Annotated in this window: 21 protein-coding genes; 6 read left to right on the plus strand and 15 right to left on the minus strand. The window is 72.1% G+C overall.

The annotated features are described in order from the left end of the window. Window positions 1-3: 3 nt before the first annotated feature. The 5 genes from ACFXPK_RS07465 to ACFXPK_RS07485 all read right to left on the minus strand — a co-directional run bounded on the left by ACFXPK_RS07465 (window position 4) and on the right by ACFXPK_RS07485 (window position 6,919). Window positions 4-1,293: an NAD(P)/FAD-dependent oxidoreductase gene (locus ACFXPK_RS07465; RefSeq protein WP_385004678.1), complete on the minus strand. Its 1,290-nt coding sequence runs from the start codon at window positions 1,291-1,293 to the stop codon at window positions 4-6. Further along, a complete protein-coding gene (locus ACFXPK_RS07470; RefSeq protein WP_385072695.1) occupies window positions 1,290-2,891 on the minus strand; it encodes an NAD(P)/FAD-dependent oxidoreductase in 1,602 nt (533 codons plus the stop codon). Before ACFXPK_RS07470 ends, ACFXPK_RS07465 begins: the two co-directional genes overlap by 4 nt. Beyond that, complete coding sequence (locus ACFXPK_RS07475) at window positions 2,888-4,324, minus strand: FGGY family carbohydrate kinase (protein ID WP_385004684.1); 1,437 nt, start codon at window positions 4,322-4,324, stop codon at window positions 2,888-2,890. Before ACFXPK_RS07475 ends, ACFXPK_RS07470 begins: the two co-directional genes overlap by 4 nt. Window positions 4,325-4,326: 2 nt before the next feature. Further along, window positions 4,327-5,931 carry an amino acid permease gene (locus tag ACFXPK_RS07480; RefSeq protein WP_385004674.1) on the minus strand — a complete coding sequence of 535 codons (1,605 nt, stop codon included), beginning with the start codon at window positions 5,929-5,931 and terminating at the stop codon, window positions 4,327-4,329. A gap of 223 nt (window positions 5,932-6,154) precedes the next feature. Continuing rightward, the gene (locus ACFXPK_RS07485; RefSeq protein WP_385004672.1) at window positions 6,155-6,919 is read right to left on the minus strand and encodes a DeoR/GlpR family DNA-binding transcription regulator; all 765 of its coding nucleotides are present in this window, start codon (window positions 6,917-6,919) and stop codon (window positions 6,155-6,157) included. Between the two features lie 360 nt (window positions 6,920-7,279). On the opposite strand from ACFXPK_RS07485, the gene ACFXPK_RS07490 reads away from it, so the two are divergent. Next, a complete protein-coding gene (locus tag ACFXPK_RS07490; protein WP_385072699.1) occupies window positions 7,280-8,152 on the plus strand; it encodes a hypothetical protein in 873 nt (290 codons plus the stop codon). Window positions 8,153-8,296: 144 nt separating this feature from the next. Here the strand turns inward: ACFXPK_RS07490 and ACFXPK_RS07495 are convergent, their stop codons facing one another. Together ACFXPK_RS07495 and ACFXPK_RS07500 are read right to left on the minus strand one after the other, a co-directional pair. Continuing rightward, window positions 8,297-8,653, minus strand: a complete 357-nt coding sequence (locus tag ACFXPK_RS07495; protein WP_385072702.1) for a thioredoxin family protein — start codon at window positions 8,651-8,653, stop codon at window positions 8,297-8,299. Continuing rightward, complete coding sequence (locus ACFXPK_RS07500; RefSeq protein WP_385072705.1) at window positions 8,650-9,069, minus strand: MerR family transcriptional regulator; 420 nt, start codon at window positions 9,067-9,069, stop codon at window positions 8,650-8,652. Before ACFXPK_RS07500 ends, ACFXPK_RS07495 begins: the two co-directional genes overlap by 4 nt. Window positions 9,070-9,267: 198 nt before the next feature. Here ACFXPK_RS07500 and ACFXPK_RS07505 point away from each other — a divergent pair, with 198 nt between their 5' ends. Then, window positions 9,268-10,731 carry a glycoside hydrolase family 16 protein gene (locus tag ACFXPK_RS07505; RefSeq protein ID WP_385072708.1) on the plus strand — a complete coding sequence of 488 codons (1,464 nt, stop codon included), beginning with the start codon at window positions 9,268-9,270 and terminating at the stop codon, window positions 10,729-10,731. A gap of 130 nt (window positions 10,732-10,861) precedes the next feature. Here the strand turns inward: ACFXPK_RS07505 and ACFXPK_RS07510 are convergent, their stop codons facing one another. From ACFXPK_RS07510 to ACFXPK_RS07520, 3 genes are all read right to left on the minus strand, one after another. After that, on the minus strand, window positions 10,862-11,896 hold the full coding sequence (locus ACFXPK_RS07510) for an alcohol dehydrogenase catalytic domain-containing protein (RefSeq protein WP_384999787.1): 1,035 nt from the start codon (window positions 11,894-11,896) through the stop codon (window positions 10,862-10,864). A gap of 98 nt (window positions 11,897-11,994) precedes the next feature. Beyond that, window positions 11,995-12,162: a zinc-binding dehydrogenase gene (locus ACFXPK_RS07515; RefSeq protein WP_384999790.1), complete on the minus strand. Its 168-nt coding sequence runs from the start codon at window positions 12,160-12,162 to the stop codon at window positions 11,995-11,997. A gap of 55 nt (window positions 12,163-12,217) precedes the next feature. Then, window positions 12,218-12,637: a cupin domain-containing protein gene (locus ACFXPK_RS07520; protein WP_385072711.1), complete on the minus strand. Its 420-nt coding sequence runs from the start codon at window positions 12,635-12,637 to the stop codon at window positions 12,218-12,220. A 364-nt stretch (window positions 12,638-13,001) separates the two neighbouring features. On the opposite strand from ACFXPK_RS07520, the gene ACFXPK_RS07525 reads away from it, so the two are divergent. Continuing rightward, window positions 13,002-13,853 carry a helix-turn-helix domain-containing protein gene (locus ACFXPK_RS07525; RefSeq protein ID WP_384999796.1) on the plus strand — a complete coding sequence of 284 codons (852 nt, stop codon included), beginning with the start codon at window positions 13,002-13,004 and terminating at the stop codon, window positions 13,851-13,853. A 31-nt stretch (window positions 13,854-13,884) separates the two neighbouring features. Here ACFXPK_RS07525 and ACFXPK_RS07530 read toward each other — a convergent pair whose 3' ends face one another. From ACFXPK_RS07530 to ACFXPK_RS07540, 3 genes are read right to left on the minus strand one after another with little or no spacing between them, the layout of a single operon-like run. Then, window positions 13,885-15,552 carry a serine/threonine-protein kinase gene (locus ACFXPK_RS07530; RefSeq protein WP_385072714.1) on the minus strand — a complete coding sequence of 556 codons (1,668 nt, stop codon included), beginning with the start codon at window positions 15,550-15,552 and terminating at the stop codon, window positions 13,885-13,887. Between the two features lie 49 nt (window positions 15,553-15,601). Then, window positions 15,602-15,790 carry a DUF397 domain-containing protein gene (locus tag ACFXPK_RS07535; protein WP_385072717.1) on the minus strand — a complete coding sequence of 63 codons (189 nt, stop codon included), beginning with the start codon at window positions 15,788-15,790 and terminating at the stop codon, window positions 15,602-15,604. Window positions 15,791-15,816: 26 nt separating this feature from the next. Continuing rightward, on the minus strand, window positions 15,817-16,692 hold the full coding sequence (locus tag ACFXPK_RS07540; RefSeq protein WP_385072720.1) for a helix-turn-helix domain-containing protein: 876 nt from the start codon (window positions 16,690-16,692) through the stop codon (window positions 15,817-15,819). A 260-nt stretch (window positions 16,693-16,952) separates the two neighbouring features. Between ACFXPK_RS07540 and ACFXPK_RS07545 the strand changes: the two genes are divergently transcribed. Together ACFXPK_RS07545 and ACFXPK_RS07550 are read left to right on the plus strand one after the other, a co-directional pair. Then, window positions 16,953-17,396: an ATP-binding protein gene (locus ACFXPK_RS07545; protein WP_385072722.1), complete on the plus strand. Its 444-nt coding sequence runs from the start codon at window positions 16,953-16,955 to the stop codon at window positions 17,394-17,396. Next, on the plus strand, window positions 17,393-17,857 hold the full coding sequence (locus tag ACFXPK_RS07550; RefSeq protein WP_385072725.1) for a hypothetical protein: 465 nt from the start codon (window positions 17,393-17,395) through the stop codon (window positions 17,855-17,857). The genes ACFXPK_RS07545 and ACFXPK_RS07550 overlap by 4 nt, the downstream gene beginning before the upstream one ends. Here the strand turns inward: ACFXPK_RS07550 and ACFXPK_RS07555 are convergent, their stop codons facing one another. Both ACFXPK_RS07555 and ACFXPK_RS07560 read right to left on the minus strand, forming a co-directional pair. Then, a complete protein-coding gene (locus tag ACFXPK_RS07555; protein ID WP_385072728.1) occupies window positions 17,858-18,736 on the minus strand; it encodes a DUF1963 domain-containing protein in 879 nt (292 codons plus the stop codon). A gap of 84 nt (window positions 18,737-18,820) precedes the next feature. Further along, on the minus strand, window positions 18,821-19,879 hold the full coding sequence (locus ACFXPK_RS07560; RefSeq protein WP_385072731.1) for a zinc-dependent alcohol dehydrogenase family protein: 1,059 nt from the start codon (window positions 19,877-19,879) through the stop codon (window positions 18,821-18,823). Window positions 19,880-20,273: 394 nt separating this feature from the next. On the opposite strand from ACFXPK_RS07560, the gene ACFXPK_RS07565 reads away from it, so the two are divergent. Beyond that, the gene (locus ACFXPK_RS07565) at window positions 20,274-21,512 is read left to right on the plus strand and encodes a Cmx/CmrA family chloramphenicol efflux MFS transporter (RefSeq protein WP_385072734.1); all 1,239 of its coding nucleotides are present in this window, start codon (window positions 20,274-20,276) and stop codon (window positions 21,510-21,512) included. Window positions 21,513-21,672 lie beyond the last annotated feature (160 nt).

The raw sequence follows: 21,672 nt of genomic DNA on the forward strand, positions 1-21,672 counted from the left end.
AATTCACAGCCCGATGCGTACGGGCCCTTTCTTCGGGTCGATACCGCGCAGCAGATTCCACGGCACACGGAAGACCCGCCCCGGCGCCGCCGGCCACGGCACCGTCCGCCGGTTGAGGATCCGGGAGCCCTGGCGGACCGTCACCCGGGGCGCGCGGACCAGCCGGTCCGTCCAGAGCAGCAGACGCCCGCGCGGCGGCGCCGGGTCGCCGACCCGCAGCAGCCCGGGGGCCACCCAGCGGAACGGCTCGTCGGCGACGATCGGCACGGTGACGGCGGCGGGGACCAGGCCGTCCAGCCAGAGCCGTACCTGCCGTGCGGCGTGCCGCCCGTCCAGCGCGGCGATGTCCGCCGTGTCGACCGGGTGGAGCAGGTTCCCGGCGGCGAACACCCCGGCGCGGCTGGTCCGCAGCGCGGTGTCCACCAGCGGCCCCTTCGTCCCCGGGTCGATGTCGAGCCCGGCGGAGCGCGCGAGTTCGTGGTCGGGGATCCAGTCGCCGGTGAGGATCAGGGTGTCGCACTCGACGGTGCGGCGCCGGCCGGTGGCGATCTCCTCGATCTCCACGGCCCGCAGCCTGCCGTGGCCGATGATCCGGGTGACGCGGGTGCCGGTCGCCACCGGGACCCCCAGCAGCGCCCGGCCCGGCAGATGGAACGCGGCGTACGAGTCGGGGACCGGGTACGCGGTCGTCATCAGCTCCGTACGGCAGCCCGCCTCGCGCAGGGTGAGCACGGCGGACCAGCTCACCAGCTCCGCGCCGACCACGACGGCGCGCCGTCCGACCTCGCGGTGGTGCAGATGGACGAGGTTCTGGAGCTGTCCGGTGGTGTGGACGCCGGCGGGCCGGTCGCCGGGGATCAGCCGCGCGGAGCGGGGCCGCTCCCGGGCGCCGGTGGCGAGGACGACGGCGCGGGCGTCGACCCGTACCCGCCCCTGGGGCGTGGTGACATCGAGCGAGCGGTCGCCCGCCCAGCCGGTGACGGTGGCCTCGGTGCGGATCGTCGCCCCGGCGAGCTGGGCGCGGCCGACGAGCGTACGGGCGTACGCGGGGCCGGTGACACACCGCTTGAGGTCGCGGACGCCGTAACCGGTGTGGTCGCTGTGGCGGGGGATGCCGCCGGCGTCCGGTTCGCGGTCCAGGACGAGGACGCCGCCGCGCAGGTGCGGGGCGAGTTCTGCGGCAGCGGTGAGCCCGGCCGGGCCCGCGCCGACGATCACGACGTCGGGGGTGAGCACGGTGGCGGCGGCCGGCCGGGCCTCGGGGGCACCGGTGCCGGGGAGGGGCGTGGTCATGTGGAGGTCTCCTGGTCCTGCGCGGCCGGGGCCTGCGCCGGCCGCTCCTGTGCCGGGCGGTCCGGGGTCCGCGACTCCGACGGCTCCCGCGGCTCCGACTGCTGCGACGGCTGCCGCGACTGCGACTGCTCCGACGGCTGCCGCGTGGCGCACCCGGCGCCCGGCTCGGCGGCGCCGCGCCCGGCGAGCAGGGCCTCCGTCCGCGCCCCGCAGTAGAAGCCCTGGCAGCGCCCGTTCATCACACGGGTGCGGCGGCGCAGCCCGTCGAGTCCGGCGGGCGGCAGCGGGGAGAGGAAGGCGTCCCTGATCTCGCCCTCGGTCACCCGCTCGCAGAAGCAGACGACGCGTCCGTACGCGCTGTCCTCGGCGATGAGCGCCGCGTCCTGGTACGGCCGGGTGAACGCCTCGCCCAGGTTGGGCATGGCGGGCGGTCCCGGCAGATCGGTGCGCGGCTCCAGGGCCAGACCGGCCCCGCCGAGGACTCCCCGTACATGTTCGGCGATGGCCAGGGACGCGGTGAGACCGGTGGAGCGGATCCCGCCGACCAGCAGATAGCGCCGGTCCTGGTCGGGCTCGATCAGATAGTCCCCGTGGTCGATGGCGGCGCGCAGCCCCGCGTACGAGGCCGTCACCTCCTCCTCCAGGAGCGTGGGCATCAGCCGGGCGCCCTTGTCGAGGAGGAAGGCGAAGCCGGACTCGGAGGTTCCGGTGTCGGTGCGGTCGGTCAGGTCCTCGGCGGTGGGGCCGAGCATGACGTTGCCGTAGATGGTGGGGCTGATCAGCACGCCCTTGCCGACCTTGCTGGGCACCGGCAGCACGATACGGTCCGCGAGCGGCCTGGCCAGCTTGTCGTAGACGAGGAGTTCGCCGCGGCGCGGGGTGACGGTGAACCGCCGGTGGCCGAAGAGCCCGTCGAGGACGTCCGCGCCCAGACCGGCCGCGTTGACCACCCAGCGGGCGGTGACGGGGCCGCGCGAGGTGAGCAGCGTGGTCGTGGGTCCCGTACCGCCGGGCGCGTCGGGGTCGGCCGCGTTCTGCCGTACGGACTCCACCCGGTGGCCGAGGAGCACCCGCGCGCCGCGCGCCAGGGCGTCGGTGGCCAGCGCCAGGGTGGTGGTCCATGTGCAGATGATCGACTCGTCGGGGACGGTGAGGCCGCCCAGCGCGCCGGGTCCGAGCGCCGGGACCTGGCGGTAGACCTCCTCGGCGGTGACGGGTTCGCAGTGCTCGTACCCGTTGGCGACGGCCTTCTCGCGCAGCCCGGGGAGGGCGTCCAGCTCCTCCCGCGTCCAGGCGACGAGGAGCGCCCCGGTGCGTTCGACGGGGATGCCGGTGGCTTCGGCGTACGCGGACAGCAGGGTGTAGCCGCGCCGGACCAGACGGGATTCGAGGGTGCCCGGTTTGGCGTCGAACCCCGTGTGGAGGATGGCCGTGTTGGCCTTGCTGGTGCCGTCGCCGACGTCGTCGCGGGCGTCGAGCAGCGCCACGGAGAGCGCGTGCCCGGCCAGTTCGCGGGCGATGGCGGAGCCCACGACCCCGGCGCCGATGACGGCGACGTCGTAGGGGGTGCCGGCCGGTGGTCTGGTGTCGTCGGTCATACGGTTCCTCCTGCGGCCGGCGGCACAGTCGCGTCCACCGCCGCCAGCCAGCGGGCGCGGAACTCCTGTGCCCGGTCCTCGGACCAGCGGGGTTCGTAGGTGGTGCCGGGCGTCCACTCCGGTACCGCCTGTTCGAGGCTCAGCCCCGGCTCGACCGCCAGCCGCGCCATCGCCGCCGCGCCGAGCGCCGTGGCGTGCGGTGACGAGTAGACGTCGACGGGCATCCGGGCGAGGTCGGCCTGTGCCTGCATCAGTGTCCTGCACCGGGTGAGTCCGCCGTCGGCGCGCAGCCGGGTCAGCGGTGCACCCAGATCGGCGGCGACCAGCCCGGCCACCTCGGCGACCTGGGCGGCGATGCCCTGGAGGACGGCGGTGACGAGGTGTTCCCGCCGGGTCGAGAGTGTCATACCGGTGAGCGAGGCGGTGGCGTCGGGGCGCCACCAGGGGGCGGCGAGCCCGGCGAGGGCCGGTACGCACAGGACGCCCTCCGCGTCGCTCGCCGCCACCCGGTCGAGATCGGCGGCGGTCGACACGAAGCCGAGGTCCTGGAGCCAGCGCACGGCGGAGGCGGCGGTGTAGACCTGCCCGTCCACGCAGTACGGGGTCTCGCCGCGCGCCCGCCACGCCACGGACGAGGTGAGTCCCGAGGTGGAGCGGAGCGCGGTGTCGCCGGTGTGCGCGAGGAGGAAGGCGCCGGTGCCGTAGGTGCACTTGGCGGTGGCCGGGGTGAGGCAGCCCTCCGCGAAGAGGGCGGCCTGCTGGTCGACGATCAGCCCGGCGAGCGGCAGCCGCTGCCCGCCGAACGCGTCGGTCGTACCGACGATCTCGTCGCACGCGGCGATACGGGGCAGCTCCTCCCCGTCGAGTCCGAACAGCGCGGTCAGCTCCGGGTCCCAGTCGACGGAGTCGATCGAGAGCAGCAGCGAGCGGCTGGCGGTCGACGCGTCGGTGACGAAGGCGCCGGTGAGCTGGTGCACCAGCCAGGTGTCGGTGGTGGTGACCACCCCGTCCCTGGTCAGGTTGGCCCGCAGCCAGGCCATCTTGGGGGCGGAGAAGTACGGGTCGAGGACCAGCCCCGTCCGGTGCGCCACCCACTCCTTGGCGTCGGCGAGTTCCGTGCAGAGCGGTTCCGACCTGCGGTCCTGCCAGACGATGGCCGGGGAGAGGGGCCGTCCGGTGCGCCGGTCCCAGGCGAGTACCGTCTCGCCCTGGTTGGCGAGGGCGACGGCCCGCAGGGGGCGGCCCCCGGCCTGGTCGACGGCCTGACGGCCGGCTTCCAGGACGGAGGCCAGAAGCTGCTCGGGGTCCTGCTCCACGCCGCCACCGGGCAGGTGGACGGGGGTGACGGGCACCTCGGCGACGGCGACGACACCGTCCGCCGGGTCGACGACGAGGGCCTTGGTCCCCGACGTCCCCTGATCGATGGCGAGCACGGTCACAGCGAGTCGGCCTCCGTGGCGGGCTTCGCGCCGCCGTCCGCGGGCAGTTCGTCGCCGATCAGCCCCTCGCCGTCCAGGCTGGGCTGCTGCACCAGCTTCTCGCGGCGGGTGAACCAGACCGACGCGAAGAGCAGGCCGCCGACCACCAGGGTGGCCAGGGCGTACTGCTGGGCGCCCCGGAAGTCGGACGGGATCATGAAGATGCAGAGTTCCAGGACGAGCCAGATCACCGCGCCCGCGACGACGGGCTTCTCCCACTTGCCGAGCTGGAAGTCGTCCGGGGCGGGGGTGTACTTGCGGCGGGTGAAGATGAAGAGGGTGACCGTTCCCGCGTACAGGATGGCGGGCATCAGCGTGCCCGCGCCGAGGAGCTGCGGCAGCGCGTCGGCGTTGCCGGAGAAGACCGCGACGATGGCGATGGACGCGAGGGCGACGGTGAGGGTGGCCCACGTCGGGCCGCCGGTGGGACGCGGCACCTGGCTCAGCGTCTCGGAGAACGGCAGGCGTCCGTCACGGGCCATGGAGTGCACGAGACGGCTGTTGCTCACCATGATGACCAGGCCGCAGGCGAAGATGGCGATGCAGACGACGACCAGCATGGCGGTGGCCACGGCGCTGCCGACGGTCGACTCGATGATGGAGGCGACGGGCGCCGAGTCGGCGGTGAGCGCGGCGACGTTGTCGCCGACGCCCGCGGTGATCACGATGAGGAAGAGCATGCCGATGCCGCCGCTGAGCAGGATGGCGCGGACCATGGCCTGCGGGACGACCTTCTTCGGGTTGTGCGTCTCCTCGGCGAGGTTGGCGGCGGACTCCCAGCCCACCAGGGTGAAGGCGCCGAGCAGCGCGGAGAGCATGAACGGGCCGAGGAAGCCGTAGTACCCGTCCGCCGGGATCGTGCCGTACGAGCCGAGGTTGCTCCAGTCGCCCTTGCCGAAGAAGAGGACGGCGCCCGCGATCAGCACGGTCAGCCCGACCATGGCGATCACCTCGGCGCCCACCGCCATGTTGTTGACCTTGGTGGTGATGGGCGTCGACCAGATGATCAGGGACATCTGGAGGAGCAGGACGATGACGGTGCCGATGGCGCCGCCCGTCGCCGTGTACGTGATGTCGAGCAGCGGGAAGAGCGCGACCTGCGTCAGCCCGTAGTCGACGGCCACGACGACGATCGCGAGGAACGCGAACGACACCCAGCCGAACCACCAGCCCAGCACGGGCGAGGCGAGCCGGCTGGCCCACTGGTAGCTGTAGCCGGAGATCGGGATACGGCTGGCGAGCATCCCGTACACGAGGGCGACGAGGACCGTGCCGAGGGTGACCAGGGGCCAGGTCCAGATGCCGGCGGGGCCCGCCGAGCCCAGCACCGTGCCGTAGGTGGTGAAGAGGCCGGTGGTGATGGAGATGAAGGAGAAGGCGACGGCGAACGACTCGAAGCGGCTGAGCGTACGGGCGAACTGCGGCTTGTAGCCGGTGGCATGGCCGTCCGCGGCGGACGCCGCGGCGACCGCGGCGGCGGTGGCCGGGTCCCCGGACGACGCAACCGGGGCGGACGCGTTTCCGTCAGTTCTTGTGGATGTGCCGGGGGTGAGAGGGGACACCGCCGCATTTTCCGCCGGTGTGGAAGACTGGGGCACGATCGACTCCTTTACGTTGATAGGTGGGGATTTCGGTCATGGTCAGGTGACGTAGCCGCGTCACCTGACCGCTTTTCCACAGGTGTTCGGGGGGTCCGCGGGCGCTCGGCACGGCTCCCCGTAGGCGCTCGGCGCGGTCTCCCCGCGTGCCCGCGTTCCCCGCGGGTGCGCGCTCGCGCGTTCCGCACTAGGCGACGACGACCACACCACCGGAGCGCTCCATGCCCGACTCCAGCGTCGGCGAGGGGCGGGTGTCGGTGATCAGCCCGTCGACGTCCTCCAGACCGCAGACGCGGTACGGCGCCACACGGCCGAACTTGCTGGAGTCCGCGAGGATGTACGAGCGCACGGTGTTGGCGAGCATCACCCGCCGCGTGGCCACCTCGTCGAGGTGGAAGTCCGTCAGCCCGGCCGAGGCGTCCACCCCGCCGGAGCCGAGGAACGCCACATCGGCGCGGATGTCCGCGAAGAACGCCAGCGCCTGCGCGTTGGAGCAGGCGAGATCGCCCGAGCGCAGACGGCCGCCGCTGACCAGGACCTCGACATGCGGGCGGCCGGCCAGTTCGGCGGCCACCAGCAGCGAACAGGTGGCGACGATGCCGCGATGGTCGGCGGGGAGCGCGCGGGCCACCTCCACCGCCGTCGTGCCGATGTCGATCACCACGGTCTGGCCCGGACGTATCAGCGCCGCCGCGGCGGCCCCGATGGCCACCTTGGCCTGCCGGTCCATCCCGGACCGCTCGTCGAACGGCGCTTCCTCGCCGAACCCGCCCGCGGTGTTGGTCGCCCCGCCGTGCACCCGCACCAGCAGGCCCCGGCGTTCGAGGGTGACCAGATCGCGGCGGACGGTCTCCTGGGAGACGTCCAGCATGCGGGAGAAGTCCTCCGTGGAGACGATCCGCTGGGCGCGCAACGCCTCACAGATACGGCGATGTCGCTCAGCGGGCAGCACGGCGAATGCCCGTTCCTGTGGATTCCTGACCGTTCACGAGGAAGAGTGTGGAGGGTGCCGTCGACGCACGTCAAGGCTCGTACAGTTCAACTCGGGCCTCGTAACCATGAATTAATCTCCCTGGGATCGCACCGTCCCGACACGGGAAAAAGGGGCGTCCCTTCGGGCAGAGGGCTTGCCCTCGGAGAGGTACGGGCGACCGTTCCCCCGGACGCCGCCCGTCGGTAAGGGTGTGGCGGGATGAGAGCTCCGAGGCACACCCACGAAGAAGCACAGCGCGACGGACGGCACGGAGGACGTGTACCTGTCCGGGCGCCCGGCCGTGCCCTGTCCCCGGAGTCGCAGACCGGCCCGCGCACGGTGCCGTCCGATCCGGCCGCCCTGTCCTTCGTCCAGTCCACCGCCGGCAACGCCGTCGCGGTACAGATGCTGCGCGACGGACGCGGCCCCGCCGAGGGGCCGGCGGTCCAGCGGGTGCCCACGGAGACGGCGGGAGGCCCGGGACAGGCGCAGGCCCCGGCCCCGGCCCCGGCTCCTGAGCTGCGCTCGGTGTTCGAATCCGACACGGAGTCCGAGTCGGAATCCGAGGCGGAGACGGTGACGAACCCCGCCGTCAACGCGCCGACGCCCGAGCAGGAAGCCCAACTGCCGTACCACAAGAGCCTCAGGGCGCTGCGGACGGTGATCAGGAAGGGCATGATCTCGCCGGACGCCCAGGACAAGAAGTGGACCGTCAAGGCGAAGATCGACCCCGGCACGTCCTGGACGAGCAGGGAGTTCCGCGACGACGGCGAGGTGGGTCACGTCTGGCTCGAAGTCACCTCCCCGCTCGGCGACTCGACGGAGTTCGGGTTCTATCCGCAGACGCCCTCCCCGGTCCTCAGCGTGCCGGGGGAGATCGTCTGCCCCGACAAGCACGGGGGCGACAAGGAGCAGAAGACCGCGAGCGTGGGGTTCGAGCAGGTGCTTGAGGGGTACCGGGCGGCGTTCGCCAGGAAGGACGCCAAGTACAACCTCACGATGTACAACTGCGCCAGCTTCGCCTCCGACGTGTGGGAGGCCATGACCGGCAGGCCACTGCCGAAGGGCCTGCTCATCTCCAACCCGGCGTCCGCCGCCGACTCGGTCAAGGCCGAACGCGACCTGCGGGCGGCCTACGGCGACCAGCAGGGCGACGAGATGGAGGATCTGATCGAGATGATGAGTTCCGGAGCCATCCCGCCCGCCATGTGAGCCCGGCACCTGCGCGGCCGGCCGCCCCGCCTCCGGGGCCCGGCCGCGCGACGCCGTCAACTCCCGCGCCCCACGCCCCGCGTCCGTCGACCCCGGCTCCCGTCGGCTCCCGCGCCCGTCGGCCCCGGCTCCCCCTCGTCCCCGTCAGCTCCGGTGGGCGACCGGCGGGAGGACGTCCTCCAGCTCCCGCAGCAGCGTGCGCTTCGCGCGGGCGCCGACCATCGACTTCACCGGCTCGCCCGCGCGGAAGACCATCAGCGTCGGCATCGCGAGGACGCCGTACCGCGCCGTCGTCGCCGGATTGCCGTCCACATCGAGCTGGACGATCCTGATCCGGCCGCGCTCCTCCGCCGCCACGGCGCCGAGGACCGGCGCGATCTGGCGGCACGGCGGGCACCAGTCGGCGGTGAACTCCACCAGGACCGGCAGGCTCGCCTCCCCCAGGACCCGCTCGTCGAAGTCCGCGTCGGTCACGGACTCGACGCCCTCGATCTCGATCATCCCTGTCCCCTTTTTTCGTCCACGGGTACGGTCGTCATCGCGCACAGCGGCTCCGTCTCCGCCCGGAACGCCTCGGCGCGCGCGAGCTGTTCGCCCACCTGGGCCCGTACGGAGACGAGCTGGTCGATCAGACCGTCCAGCTCGGTCAGCTTGCGCCGGTAGACGTCGAGCGAGGCGGGGCAGGAGTCCCCGGCCGGATGTCCGGCGCGCAGGCACTCGACGAACGGCCGCGTCTCCTCCAGATCGAACCCGGAGTCCTGGAGCGTCCTGATCTGCCGCAGGAGCCGCAGATCGCTCTCGTCGTACGCGCGATAGCCGTTCACCGCACGCCGGGCGGGCAGCAGCCCGCGCGACTCGTAGTACCGCAGGGCCCGGGTGGTGGTCCCGGCCCGCCTCGCCAGCTCACCGATGCGCATGACGCCGACCGTAATCCTTGACGCCGACGTCAAGGCAACGCCCTGAACCGGACAGGGAGGGGACGGGGACGGGTCCGGTCCATTGACGAGCAGCCGGGGCGCCGCTACAAGACGTACTGACAGCACTGAGAGCGCTCTCATCCCTCGTGGCGACCCCGCCCGAACCATCCCCAGCACCATCCGTACCGGAGGTGTTCCTTGAGCACGAGCAACGTAAGACGCACGTCCCGCACGCCCGTCCTCGCCGCGCTCATCGCCTTCGTCGTCGCCCTCGCGGGCTTCGTCGGGGTCACCGGCGCCGGCCCCGCGCAGGGGGCGATCCCGCCCGCGCCCGGCTGGACCCTCCAGTGGAGCGACGACTTCAACGGCGCGGCCGGTGCCTCGCCCTCCGCCACCAACTGGCAGATCGACACCGGTCACAGCTACCCCGGCGGGCCCGGCAACTGGGGCACCGGCGAGATCCAGAACTACACCGCGAACGCCGGCAACCTCAGCCTCGACGGCAGCGGCAACCTCCGGATCACCCCGCTGCGGGACGGCGCGGGCAACTGGACCTCGGCCAGGATCGAGACCAAGCGCGCCGACTTCAAGGCTCCGGCGGGCGGCACGCTGCGCATGGAGGGCCGCATCCAGATGCCCAACGTGACGGGCAGCGCCGCGCTCGGCTACTGGCCCGCGTTCTGGGCGCTCGGCTCCCCGTACCGGGGCAACTACTGGAACTGGCCGGCCACCGGTGAGTTCGACATCATGGAGAACGTCAACGGCCTCAACTCGGTCTGGGGCGTGCTGCACTGCGGGGTGAACCCGGGCGGCCCCTGCAACGAGACGACGGGGCTCGGCGCCAGCAGGGCCTGCCCCGGGTCGAGTTGCCAGTCCGCGTTCCACACGTACCGCTTCGAGTGGGACCGCTCGTCCACCCCGAACCAACTGCGCTGGTACGTGGACGACCAGCTCTTCCACTCCGTCGGCCAGAACCAGATGGACGCCACGACCTGGTCCAACATGACCGACCACGCCGGGTACTTCATCCTGCTGAACGTCGCGATCGGCGGCGCCTTCCCCGACGCGCTCGGCGGGCAGACGCCGACCGCCGCGACCGTCCCCGGCCACCCGATGCTGGTCGACTACGTGGCCGTGTGGACCAGCGGCGGCAGCACACCGCCCACCGACCCGCCCACCGATCCCCCCACCGGCTCCTCCACGCTGTACGCGCGGACGGGCGGCGGCCTCGGCGACTCCACCGGCTCCGCCGCCACGGCCACGATCGCCTCGGCGGGCGGCGCCAACCACGACGGCACGGTGAACAATCCGCAGGTCTTCACCTCCGGCGCCATCACACGGACGTACAACGGCGGCGCCACCCAGTTCGACCTCTTCGTGGACGCGGGCACGTCGGTCGCCAACGGCTCGCAGGTGAGGGTGAGTTACGACCGTACGGGCGACGGCGTCTGGGACCGTACGGAGACGTACCAGTACTTCGCGACCGACCCCGTCGCCGGGTACGAGCACTACACCCAGGCGAAGGGGCTGAAGTCGGCCACCGGATCGCACGGCAACCTGGTCAACGGCAAGGTGCGCGTCGAGGTGTGGAACGCCATCGGCAACGGCGCGAGCACGCTCGGCATCGGCAACCAGTCGGTGGTACGGATCCCGTTCGGCTGACCCGCCACCGCGCGGGACGGACGGGGCGGGGGCGGGAACGGAAGCGAACCGTCCCCGCCCCTGTCCCCGTCACCGTCCCCCGCACGCTCTCCCCCGACCGGTCCCTGACCGGTCCCCGAGCGGTGACCGGTCAGGGGGTGACGAGGACCTTCAGCGCCTCGCGCTGGTCCATGGCGCGGTATCCCTCGGGGGTCTCCTCCAGGGTGACGGTGCGGTCGAAGACACGGCCGGGTTCGACCGTGCCGTCCAGGACGGCGGGCAGCAGCTCGTCGATGTAGGCGCGTACGGGGGCCGGGCCCCCGGTCAGGGTGACGTTCGGGCCGAAGAGGCTGCCGAACCCGACCGGGGCGTCCTCGTACTGCGGCACGCCGACGCGGCTGATGACGCCGCCGGGGCGGACGGCGCCGATCGCCATCTCGTACGCGGGCATGTGGCCCACGGCTTCGAGCACGGCGCGGCTGCCCTGGCCGCCGGTCAGTTCGCGGACCTTGGCGATGCCCTCCTCGCCGCGCTCCGCGACGACATCGGTGGCGCCGAAGAAGCGTCCGAGGTCGGTACGGCTCTTGTGGCGGCCCATGAGGATGATCCGTTCGGCGCCGAGCTGCTTGGCGGACAGGACGGCGAGCAGTCCGACGGCGCCGTCCCCGATGACGGTGACGGTGTCGCCGTCCCGCACCCGGGCCTGGTGGGCGGCGTGGTACCCGGTGCCGTAGACGTCCGCGAGCGTCAGCAGACCGGGCAGCAGCGCCTCGTCGACCCCCTTGGGGAGCTTGACCAGGGTGCCCTGGGCCTGGGGGACGCGGACGGCCTCGGCCTGGCAGCCGCCGATCCCGGCGGCGAAGAAGCCGCCCTTCGGGCAGGAGGTGTGCAGGCCCTCGCGGCACAGCTCGCAGGTGTTGTCGGCGTACGCGAAGGGCGAGACGACCAGGTCGCCCCGGTGGAGGCCGGTCACCTCGGAGCCGACCTCCTCGACGGTGCCGAGGAACTCGTGTCCCATGGGCGCGGGCCCGTCGGCGGCCGTCATGGTGTGGTACGGGTGCAGGTCGCTGCCGCACACGCAGGACCGTACGATCCGCACGATCGCGTCGGTGGGCTGCTCGATGACCGGGTCGGGGGCGTCCTGGACGCGTACGTCGCCGGCTTTGTACATGAAGGTGGCCCGCATGGGGACGTCTCGCTTTCTTCTCGTGGCTCGTGGCTCTCGGCCCGTGGCTCGTGGCCCGTGGCCCGAAGTTCTTGGGGGGGGTGCCGGGGTCCGCGTGTTCAGGGAACGGTGAGGACGGTCTTTCCGCGGGCCCGGTGGGAGCGGAGGCGTCCGGCGGCCTCGGCGGCGGTGTCGAAGGGGAGGGTGGCGCCGACCACCGGGCGTATCCGCCCGTCGGCGACGGCGGGAGCCGCGCGGCCGAACAGGGCGGTCGTCGTGGACGGCATGAACGGTCTCCTCCATGTGTCGTACGGGGCGGGCGTGCCGGAAGGGCCACGGGGCTCAGTGGGAGCGGGTGCGCGGGCCGGTGTACTGCGCGTCGGTGGTCTTCTCCAGCCAGGTGGTCTCCGGCCGGTCGTCACCGGGGGCGGGGGCCTCCCACAGCGCCAGGTGCTCCATGAAGCGGTCCTCGGTGGCGCCGTGCCAGTGGTCCTCGCCGGGCGGGCAGGCGACCGTCTCGCCGGGGCGTGCCTCGAAGACCGTGCCGTCACGGGTGCCGATCAGGGCCACCCCGGCGACGACGTGCAGGGTCTGGCCCACGGCGTGGTGGTGCCAGGCGGTCCGGGCACCGGGCGCGAAGCGCACCATGTTGACGCGCATCCGGGAGGGTTCGGTGCCCGCGTACAGGGCGTCGAACCACACATCCCCGGTGAACCACTCCTCCGGTCCCTTGCCGCTGGCCTGCTGTTCCACGAACTTCATCTCGCGCCGTTCCTCTCGTCCTGTCGCGGGCGGCGGCACCTCGTCGGTGCCCTCCCGCCCGGCGCCTTCCCACGGGAGACCTCTTCTCCGTCCCGGATTCCCCGTCGGACTCCGTCCCGGATTCCGCTCCGGATTCCGCTCCGGATTCCACGTCGGCCTTTCGGAGCCGCCCATTCGGCGGCGTCCTTCCACCGGCGTCCATTCCACCGGTCGGCCGGTCGTACGACAGATCTCCACGTGTTCCGCTCCCAGGCTCGCACTCGCGCGCGCCGCCGTGGAGAGGAGAATTCCCTCCTGGGAGAGGAACATCCTGGGAGGGTTTTCTCCCCCTCACACGAAGGGCGCTCACTGTCACACTGGGGGCATGAGTCCGACACCGCATCTCAACGAGCTGGGCGAGTTCCTCAAGGCCCGCCGGGCCGAGCTGAGCCCGCGCGCCGTGGGCCTGCCCGAGAGCGCGGGCCCACGCAGGGTGGCCGGGCTGCGCAGGGAGGAGGTCGCCCGGCTCGCGGCGATCTCCACGGACTACTACACCCGGCTGGAGCAGGGCCGTATGCCCGCCTCGGCGTCCGTACTGAGCGCGGTGGCCGAGGCGCTGCACCTCGACGAGGACCAGCGCCGCTATCTGTTCGGTCTGGCGGGGAAGGAGACCGCGAGGCCCCGCCGCCGTGCCCTGCAAAAGGTGCAGCCGCAATTGCGCAGGGTTCTGGACGACCTCACCGTGACACCGGCCGTCGTGATGGGCCGGCGCATGGACGTCATCGCCTGGAATCCACTCGCGGCGGCGCTGGTCACGGATTTCTCCGCCGTACCGGAGAAGCACCGCAATTACGTCCGCATTCTCTTCACCGACCCCGCGATGCGCACGCTGTACGCCGACTGGAAAAGCGTCGCACGCACCTGCGTCGCGCAATTGCGCATGGAGGCGGTGAAATATCCGGACGATCCCCGGCTCACCGCCCTCGTCGGTGAACTGTCCGTCCAGGACGCGGACTTCCGCCAGTGGTGGGCCGCGCGCCACGTCGCCACCCTGAGCGTCGGTGTGAAGGTGCTCCAGCATCCGGTCGTCGGCGAACTCTCCCTGGAGTGGGACACGTTGACCGCCACCACCGACCCGGATCAGCAGATGGTCGTCTGGACCGCCGAGGTCGGCTCCCCCACCGACGAACGGCTGCGCCTCCTCGCCTCCTGGTCCGCCGACGTCTCCCGCACCTGACCCGGCCGCACCGGAGCCCGCCGCCCGGGGGTCAGGACCGCGCCGGGTTCACCTTGACGACCTTGCCGTTGCTGTCGGCCTCCAGATAGCCGGCGCCGTACGCGTTCGTGAGGTAGAGGGTCATCCCCTCCGACGAGCCGAGGAGCGCGTTCGGCTGTCTGACCAGGAGATAGCGCGAGGTCGGCTTGTCGACGTTCAGGTCCTCCGCCGCCCGCTTCAGCAGCGCGGGCACCGCGTCCCAGTCGAACGCGTCCATGCTCACCGGCAGTTGGCCGCCGATGAGCGTCCCGCTGCTCGGGCCCTTGGTGACCCCCTCGTCCACGCGGTACGTGTACGAGTCGTACCGCGTGTCGCTCCCCTTGACCATGCCGTGCGCGGCGACGAAGTCCGCGTACACGGAGAAGCTGCCCACCCGGTCGGTGCCCATCTCCGCCTTGAGCGCCTTGACCGCGGTACGGATCCCGGCCGGCGTCAGCAGATCCCGCCCCGCCTCCGGCGACCCCGACGACGGCCCCGAAGACGGCCCCGAGACCCCCGAGGTCCCGGACTGCGCGCCGGAGTCGGGCACGTTCCACCGGGTCAGGTCGCCCAGGTCGGGTAGCAGCGTCCACAGGAGGACCACGGCCAGCGCCGTACCGGCGAGCGAGGCGCCGATCGCGACCCGGCGCGCCACCCGGGACCGCCCGCCGGCCGGGGGCGGTACGTCGCCGTCCGGCACGGTGGTACGCGGAACGGCCCCGGGCGGCGCCAGACGGTACGACGTCGTCCCGGGCTCCGGCGTCCCGCGCTTCGTCGTCCCCGGCTCCGGCGGCCCCGGCTCCGTCGCTCCCGGGGCGGCCCCGGCGCCCGCGCCCACCACCCCGCGCGCCACGGCCGCCAGCATGCCGTCCACGGTCTCCGCGTCGGGCCGCGCGGCCGGGTCCCGGACGAGCACGGCGTCGAGGACGGCGGCCAGCGGCCCTGCCTTGGTCGCCGGCGGAAGCGGCTCCTTGAGTACGGCGGCGAGGGTGGCCAGCGTCGACCCCCTCCGCAACGGATGCCGCCCCTCCACGGCCACGTACAGCATCATCGCCAGCGACCACAGGTCGGATCCGGGCCCGCCGTCGTCCCCGCTGATCCGCTCGGGCGCCATGTAGTCGGGGGTGCCGATGATGGACCCGGTCGCGGTCAGTGCGGTCGCCTCGCGGATGGCGGCGATCCCGAAGTCGGTGAGAACGGGCCGGCCGTCCGGCCGCAGCAGAACGTTCGCGGGCTTCACATCGCGGTGCTGGATCCCCGCCCCGTGCGCCGCCCGCAACGCGGCCAGCACCTCCCGCCCCAGCGCCGCCGCCTCGACCGGCTCCATCGGCCCCCGGGCCAGCCGGTCGTGGAGCGTCCCGCCGGTGACCAGCTCCATCACCAGCCAGGGGTACGGGTAGGCGTCACCGTCGACGACATGGTGAATGGTCACGACATTGGGATGGCTGACCCGCGCCAGAGCACGGGCCTCCCGCAACACCCGGGCCCGCAGCAGATACGCGGCCTCGGGGTCGTACTCGGCGAGCGCGGGATCGAGCGGGCGGACCTCCTTCAGCGCGACGACCCGGTCCAGCACGAGATCCCGCGCCCGCCACACGGTCCCCATCCCGCCCCCGCCGAGCCGCGCCTCCAGCTCGAACCGCCCGTCGATGACCCGTCTGCCGCCCGCCCCGTCGCTCATGGCGGGGAGCATACGAGACAACGGCACCCGGCCGAAGGGTGGCCGTGACCTACGACCGGGCCCCGACAGCCCCGACGAAGGCGGCCCAGGCGGGGCCGGTGAAGACGAAGGCGGGGCCGTGGGGGTTCTTGGAGTCACGCACGGCCATACGGCCACCGGGGAGGTGGGCGCCTTCGACGCAGTCGCCGGCGACCGTGTCATTGCTGTAACTCGACGTGAACCAGTCAACGCTAGCCAACGAGTGAGGCGTGATCGTCACAGTAATCAAAGCTCCTTCATCGCTTTCGTGATCAGGTTCAGGGACTCCTGCGGTCCCGGCGCCAAGGCTCGCAGTTCATTGAACGCCTCCTCGTACATCTCCACATCCGGCGAGCGCCGCAGTACCCAGTGGTCAGCCAGGTTTTCCAGGTACACGATCGGCTTGACCGCCGATTCCTCCCGGAAGCGAATGATCGTGAACGGCCCGTTCATCGCTCGGTAGTGACCCGCCTTGAACGGAACCACCTGAAGGTCAATGTTGGGAGCGGAGGCTTCCTCGATCATTCGGGCAAGCTGCGCCTTCATGACCACCCGTCCCCCCACTTGCCGCAGCAGCACAGCTTCGTTGACGACGACGGCAAACTTCAGAGGCACCTCTTGCCGGAGAACCTTCTGACGCTTCTGCCTCAACTCGACCATGCACTCGATGTCCTCCTCGGAGGAGTGACCGTGGGAATGTCGATGCAATGTGCGAATGTACTCCGGAGTTTGGAACAGGCCGGGAACCCACTCGGAGTTGTACGCGTGGAGTGACGCGGCCGAGGACTCCAGCCCGTGAATCGCCTTGGGACCGGGACCGATGACCGGGCGATACTCAGGCGACTGCCACCAGTCCCGTTTCGTCTTCGTAACTGCCGCGTACTGTTCGAGCTGCTTGGCGGTCTCCTCATCAACCTCGTAGATCTGGCACAACGCCATGACGTCCGCAGGCTCGACCGTCGCGTTCTCCCCCGTCTCCAGCCGGGTCAGCTTGGACGGGCTCCAAATGAGCTTCTTGACGACCTGAGTTGACGTCAACCCTTTCCTGAGCCGGATCTGACGCAGCTCATTGCCCAGTTGCAGTCGACACAGGGTGGGACTCGCTGGCTGCCTGACCGTCATCGCCTCTGGTCCTCTCCGAACGCTATCCAACGAAAATTTCTACGATTTGGCAGAAGCGTCCGTCGCCTGGTGAACGACCGCTGCGCAGACAGAAACTCACAAAGAAACTTGGTCGCGCAATTCCACCGGCCCACTTTCGAGGCTGCCGCCACGATGCGAGGCTATACCCGCCACTCACGCAGCGCAGCCAGTTCACTCCACAACGTGAGCACACTCCATGCTGCGACGGCACCCCGAAGGTTCGACCGTAAGGACTCTCGATGCCTCCCTCCACCCAGAGCACAACTCCCCCTCCCGTTACCTCCGTCGGGATACGGGACGCTCTGCGGCTGAGCCTCACCTTCCGCGCCCACCCCCACCGCGTCGCCCATATGCGGCGCATCGCGGGGACGGTGCTCCGCCAGGACGACATCGGCGGCGACGCGGTCGCGACCGTACAGCTCCTGGTCAGCGAGATCGTCACCAACGCCGTGGTGCACGGGACGGCGGAGCTGGTGCGGTTCTCGCTGTCGTACGACCGGACCGGCGTCGTGCTGATCGAGGTGGACGACCACTCCCCCGCCCCCGTCGCCGTGCGGCTGCCCGGCCCCGACGAGGAGAGCGGGCGGGGGATGTTCCTGGTGGCCGAGCTGGCGCGGGCCTGGGGCAGACGCGGGTCGTGTACGTGGTGCACCGTCGCCACGCGGGAGGTGGCGGCCGGATGACGCTCACGCCCCGTACCCCCGGCACCCATTGGCACAACCGCCCCGATCCGCGCTTCACGTCCGACGCGAACACACTGCGGCGACTGCGTGCCGCGCTGAGCCGGTGGCGGCTCCAGGAACGGCCGGCCACCGGCGACCCGGAGGCGTACCCGATCGACGTGGCGGCGATCTCCCGCACCGTGAACGAGGCGCTTGAGCAGAGGGTCGTGCTCCCCGGGCGGGAATGGGTGGACGCCACCGTGTTCCTTCTGCGCGGCCACCTGGAACTGCTCGTGCGCGAGTACCGGGGCGCCGCCGACACACCCGCCGTACGGCAACTGCACGGCGACGCCTACAAGCTGCTCGAACTCGGCAGACGGTTCACCGCCGACACACCGCCGCTCCACCTCTACGAGCTGATGCTCGCCCTCGCCACGACAGCGCACGCCTTCCTCGCGCTGCACCGGAAGGGCCGGGCCTGATCAGGGGTTCCAGAAAACCGAGGTGAACACCCGGTGGAAGCGCCACGCGGCCAGGTCCTCGCGCTGGATCGCCCAGTGGACCGTGGCGCTCTCCCAGCCCTGGACGTCCATGCCGGCGTACCAGTCGGCCAGGAGCACCCAGTCCGACACGTCACCCGAGACGGGTCCGTCGCCCAGGCCCGCCTCCGCCGCTTGCCCGGCACGGAGTGCGGCGATCCCGATCGGGTCGGTGTAGACGCCCTCGTCACATGCGTATCCTCCGATCCGGAAAGAACTCGCAGGGGCGATGGCGTCATGGGTGTCCTCCCAGACCTCGGCGAGTTCTTCGGCGCGGGGATGCCCCGGAAGCGGCTCGCTCCACGGCTCCTCGGGGATGTCGACCGAGTGGTGGTAGGGCAGCGACACGCCGGGCAGCGCTCGCAGCGGGCCTTGGGGGAACGCCTCGAACATCGCCGCCTCGTCATCGAAGTCGAGGGAGTTCCAGGCGTTCCTGTCCCGTTCCGTCACGGCGGTGCCCGCGGGGACGTACACCACGCTGCCCTCGCTCTCGTAGGAGGAGCGAAGCTCGGGGAAGGCGAAGAACAGCAGATGGCCGTCCGGGGGCAGCGGCAGGCCCGAGGCGTCGGCGGGCAGGGCCGCGAGGTCGATGGAGGCCACGAAGGGGTGCGCGGGGTCCGGGACATCGGCGGGAAGCAGCAGCGGCCCGCCGAACCGCCCGACGACCGGGCCTCCTCCGTCGTCTCCGTCGGCCCCGCACTGCGCCAGCGCGAGGCAGGGGCGAGCGGTGCCCAGCCAGCGTTCCACGTCGTCCTCGGGTATGCCGCGCGCGATCGCCTCGTCATGGAACGGGCGTAACGCGTCCCGCGTTTCAGGAGTCATGACCAGACCGTAGAGGGCGCCACTGACAATGCGGCGCCTTGGCCGGAGGCGCCCCGCCCAGGGGTGTTCAGGCGTTCGCCCCGGCTATGCCCTGGGTCCGTCCGGCGGGGTGTGCGGGGTGATGACGGTGATGCCCGCCGCCGATCCTTCGCTCAGCGCGGCCAGCGCCGCCGGGGCCGCGTCCAGCGGGATGGATGTGGAGACCAGCAGGTCGGGGCGGAGCGTGCCCGCGTCGATCTGGCGCATCATCTCCGGGTAGGCGTGCGCGGCCATGCCGTGGCTGCCGAGGATTTCGAGTTCGCGGGCGACGACCGGGCCCATGGGGATGGGCGTACGGTCCGCGGGGAGCAGGCCGACCTGGACGTGCCTCCCCCGGGTGCGCAGGCCCGCCACGGACGCGGCGCAGGTCGCCGGTGAGCCGAGGGTGTCGAGGGAGACATGCGTGCCGCCGCCGGTGGCCTCGCGTACCGCCGACGCCGTATCGGGGACCGATGCCGCGTTCACGCACACCGAGGCGCCGAACTTCCTGGCCAGCTCCAGTGCGCCCGGGGAGACATCGACGGCGACCACGCGGGCGCCCGTCGCCGCGGCGATCATCACGGCGGAGAGGCCGACCCCGCCGCAGCCGTGGACCGCGACCCATTCGCCGGGGCGGGTGCGGCCCTGGGTGACGACGGCGCGGTAGGCGGTGGCGAAGCGGCAGCCGAGGGCCGCGGCCGTGGCGTACTCCAGGGTGTCGGGGACGGCGACGAGGTTGATGTCCGCGCGGGGCACGGCGACGTACTCCGCGAACGATCCCCAGTAGGTGAACCCCGGCTGCTCCTGGCGCTCGCAGACCTGCTGGTCACCGGCGGCGCAGGCGGCGCACGTACCGCAGGCGCAGACGAAGGGGACCGTGACCCGGTCGCCCACGCGCCAGTCGGCGACGGACGCCCCCACCGCCACCACGCGCCCGGCGAGTTCATGGCCGGGCACATGGGGCAGGGCGATGCCGTCGTCGTGGCCCATCCAGCCGTGCCAGTCGCTGCGGCACAGCCCGGTCGCCTCGACCCGTACGACCACACCGGCGGGCGCGGGCTCCGGGTCGGGGACGTTCCGTACCTCGGGCAGCCGCCCGAACTCCTCGAACACCACGGCCCGCACGCGCACCACTCACCTTTCCCGATGGTCCCGGACGCCCATTGGACCACCCGGCGGTGCCGCCGCGCCGTCACCCGTCCCGAACGAGGTGGACGTGGGGCACGTGTGCTGGTTACGGTGCCGTCATGTCCAGCCCTGAGGCGTCAAGACTCTAGCCACCGGCCGTCCGGTGGCGAGTCCGCATGTGCCCGGCCGTGGTGCCGGCGCGCCTCCCTGTGCCCCGTACACCGGTACATCCGTACCGATGCGTGCGTACGGGTGCTTTCGCGGCTCCCGCATCTCCCCACCCCACCTCACCGGATTCGCCGGGCCTCCGCGCATCCGCCGTTCCTCGGCGGGTGTGTGCCGACGTGCGGTCATGTCCACGCTTTCCACGATGTGGTGACGGAGTCCTGCTGTGCCTTTCGCTCTCTACCTGCTCGGACTGGCGGTTTTCGCCCAAGGGACGTCCGAGTTCATGCTCTCCGGCCTCGGGCCGGACATCGCGCGCGATCTCCAGGTGTCCCTTCCGGCCGCCGGCTCGCTGACCTCGGCGTTCGCCGTGGGGATGGTGGTCGGTGCGCCGTTGATGGCGGTGGTGAGCCGCCGCTGGTCGCGGCGGCGCGCGCTGCTGCTCTTCCTGGTGACCTTCCTGGTCGTCCATGTCGTCGGGGCGCTCACCGCGAGCTATGCGGTGCTGCTCGTCACGCGGGTCGTCGGGGCGCTGGCCAATGCCGGGTTCCTGGCGGTGGCGCTGGTGACGGCGGTCGGGATGGTCGACCGTACGAAGACGGGTCGGGCCACTTCGGCGCTGCTCGGGGGTGTGACCATCGCGTGTGTCGTGGGCGTGCCGGCGGGCGCGGTGCTGGGGCAGATGTGGGGGTGGCGCTCGGCGTTCTGGGCGGTGGCCCTGGTGTCGGTGCCGGCCGTCCTCGCGATCCTGCGGGCCGTGCCGTCGTCCGGTGCCGCTTCCGGTACCGGTGCCGGGGGTGTCGGGAGTGTCGGGGGTGTCGGCGCGTGGGCCGAGCTGCGGTCGCTGCGGGAGCCTCGGCTGCTGGTCACGCTGGTGCTGGGCGCTCTGGTGAACGGTGCCACGTTCTGCACGTTCACCTATCTGTCCCCTCTGGTCACCTCCGTCACCGGGCTCGGCGCCGGGTGGGTGCCCGTGGTGCTGGCGCTGTTCGGGGTGGGCTCGTTCGTCGGGGTCACCGTCGGGGGCCGGGTCGCGGATGCCCGGCCGGTGCCGTTCCTGGTGGCGGGCGGGCTCGCGCTGATGGCCGGCTGGGTCGTGCTCGCGGTGACGGCGGGGAGCCCGGTGGCGTTGACGGTGCTCGTCCTCGTCCAGGGGACGCTGTCGTTCGCGGTGGGCTCCACCCTGGTCGCGCGGGCGCTGTACGCGGCGACGGGTGCGCCGACGCTGGCGGGCGGGTTCGCGACGGCGGCCCTCAACGTGGGCGCCGCCGCCGGGCCGTGGTGCGGCGGGCTCGTCATCGCGGCGGGTCGAGGTTTCCGCGCGCCGGTGTGGGTGAGCGCGGCGCTGGTGGCCCTGGCGCTCGTCACGGCGGGCGCGGGGGTGATCGTGGCGCGGGTGGTGGCCCGGCGCCGTACCGCCGCCGGGGTGTCAGTGGCGCGGGACGGCGGACGGGAGTACGTCTGACGGGTCGTCCAGCCAGGGGCGGGTCCTGCCGTCGCGTTCGACGGTCAGCCCGAACCGGCCGAGCGCGGGCCTGCCCCGGTCGTGGGGCCCCGGGGGGGGGCGCCCGCGCCCCGCCCCCCCCAGACCGACGCCCAAACCGTGAGAGAGACGCGCCCCGCCC

Source organism: Streptomyces sp. NPDC059142, from assembly GCF_042755665.1.
Lineage (GTDB): Bacteria > Actinomycetota > Actinomycetes > Streptomycetales > Streptomycetaceae > Streptomyces.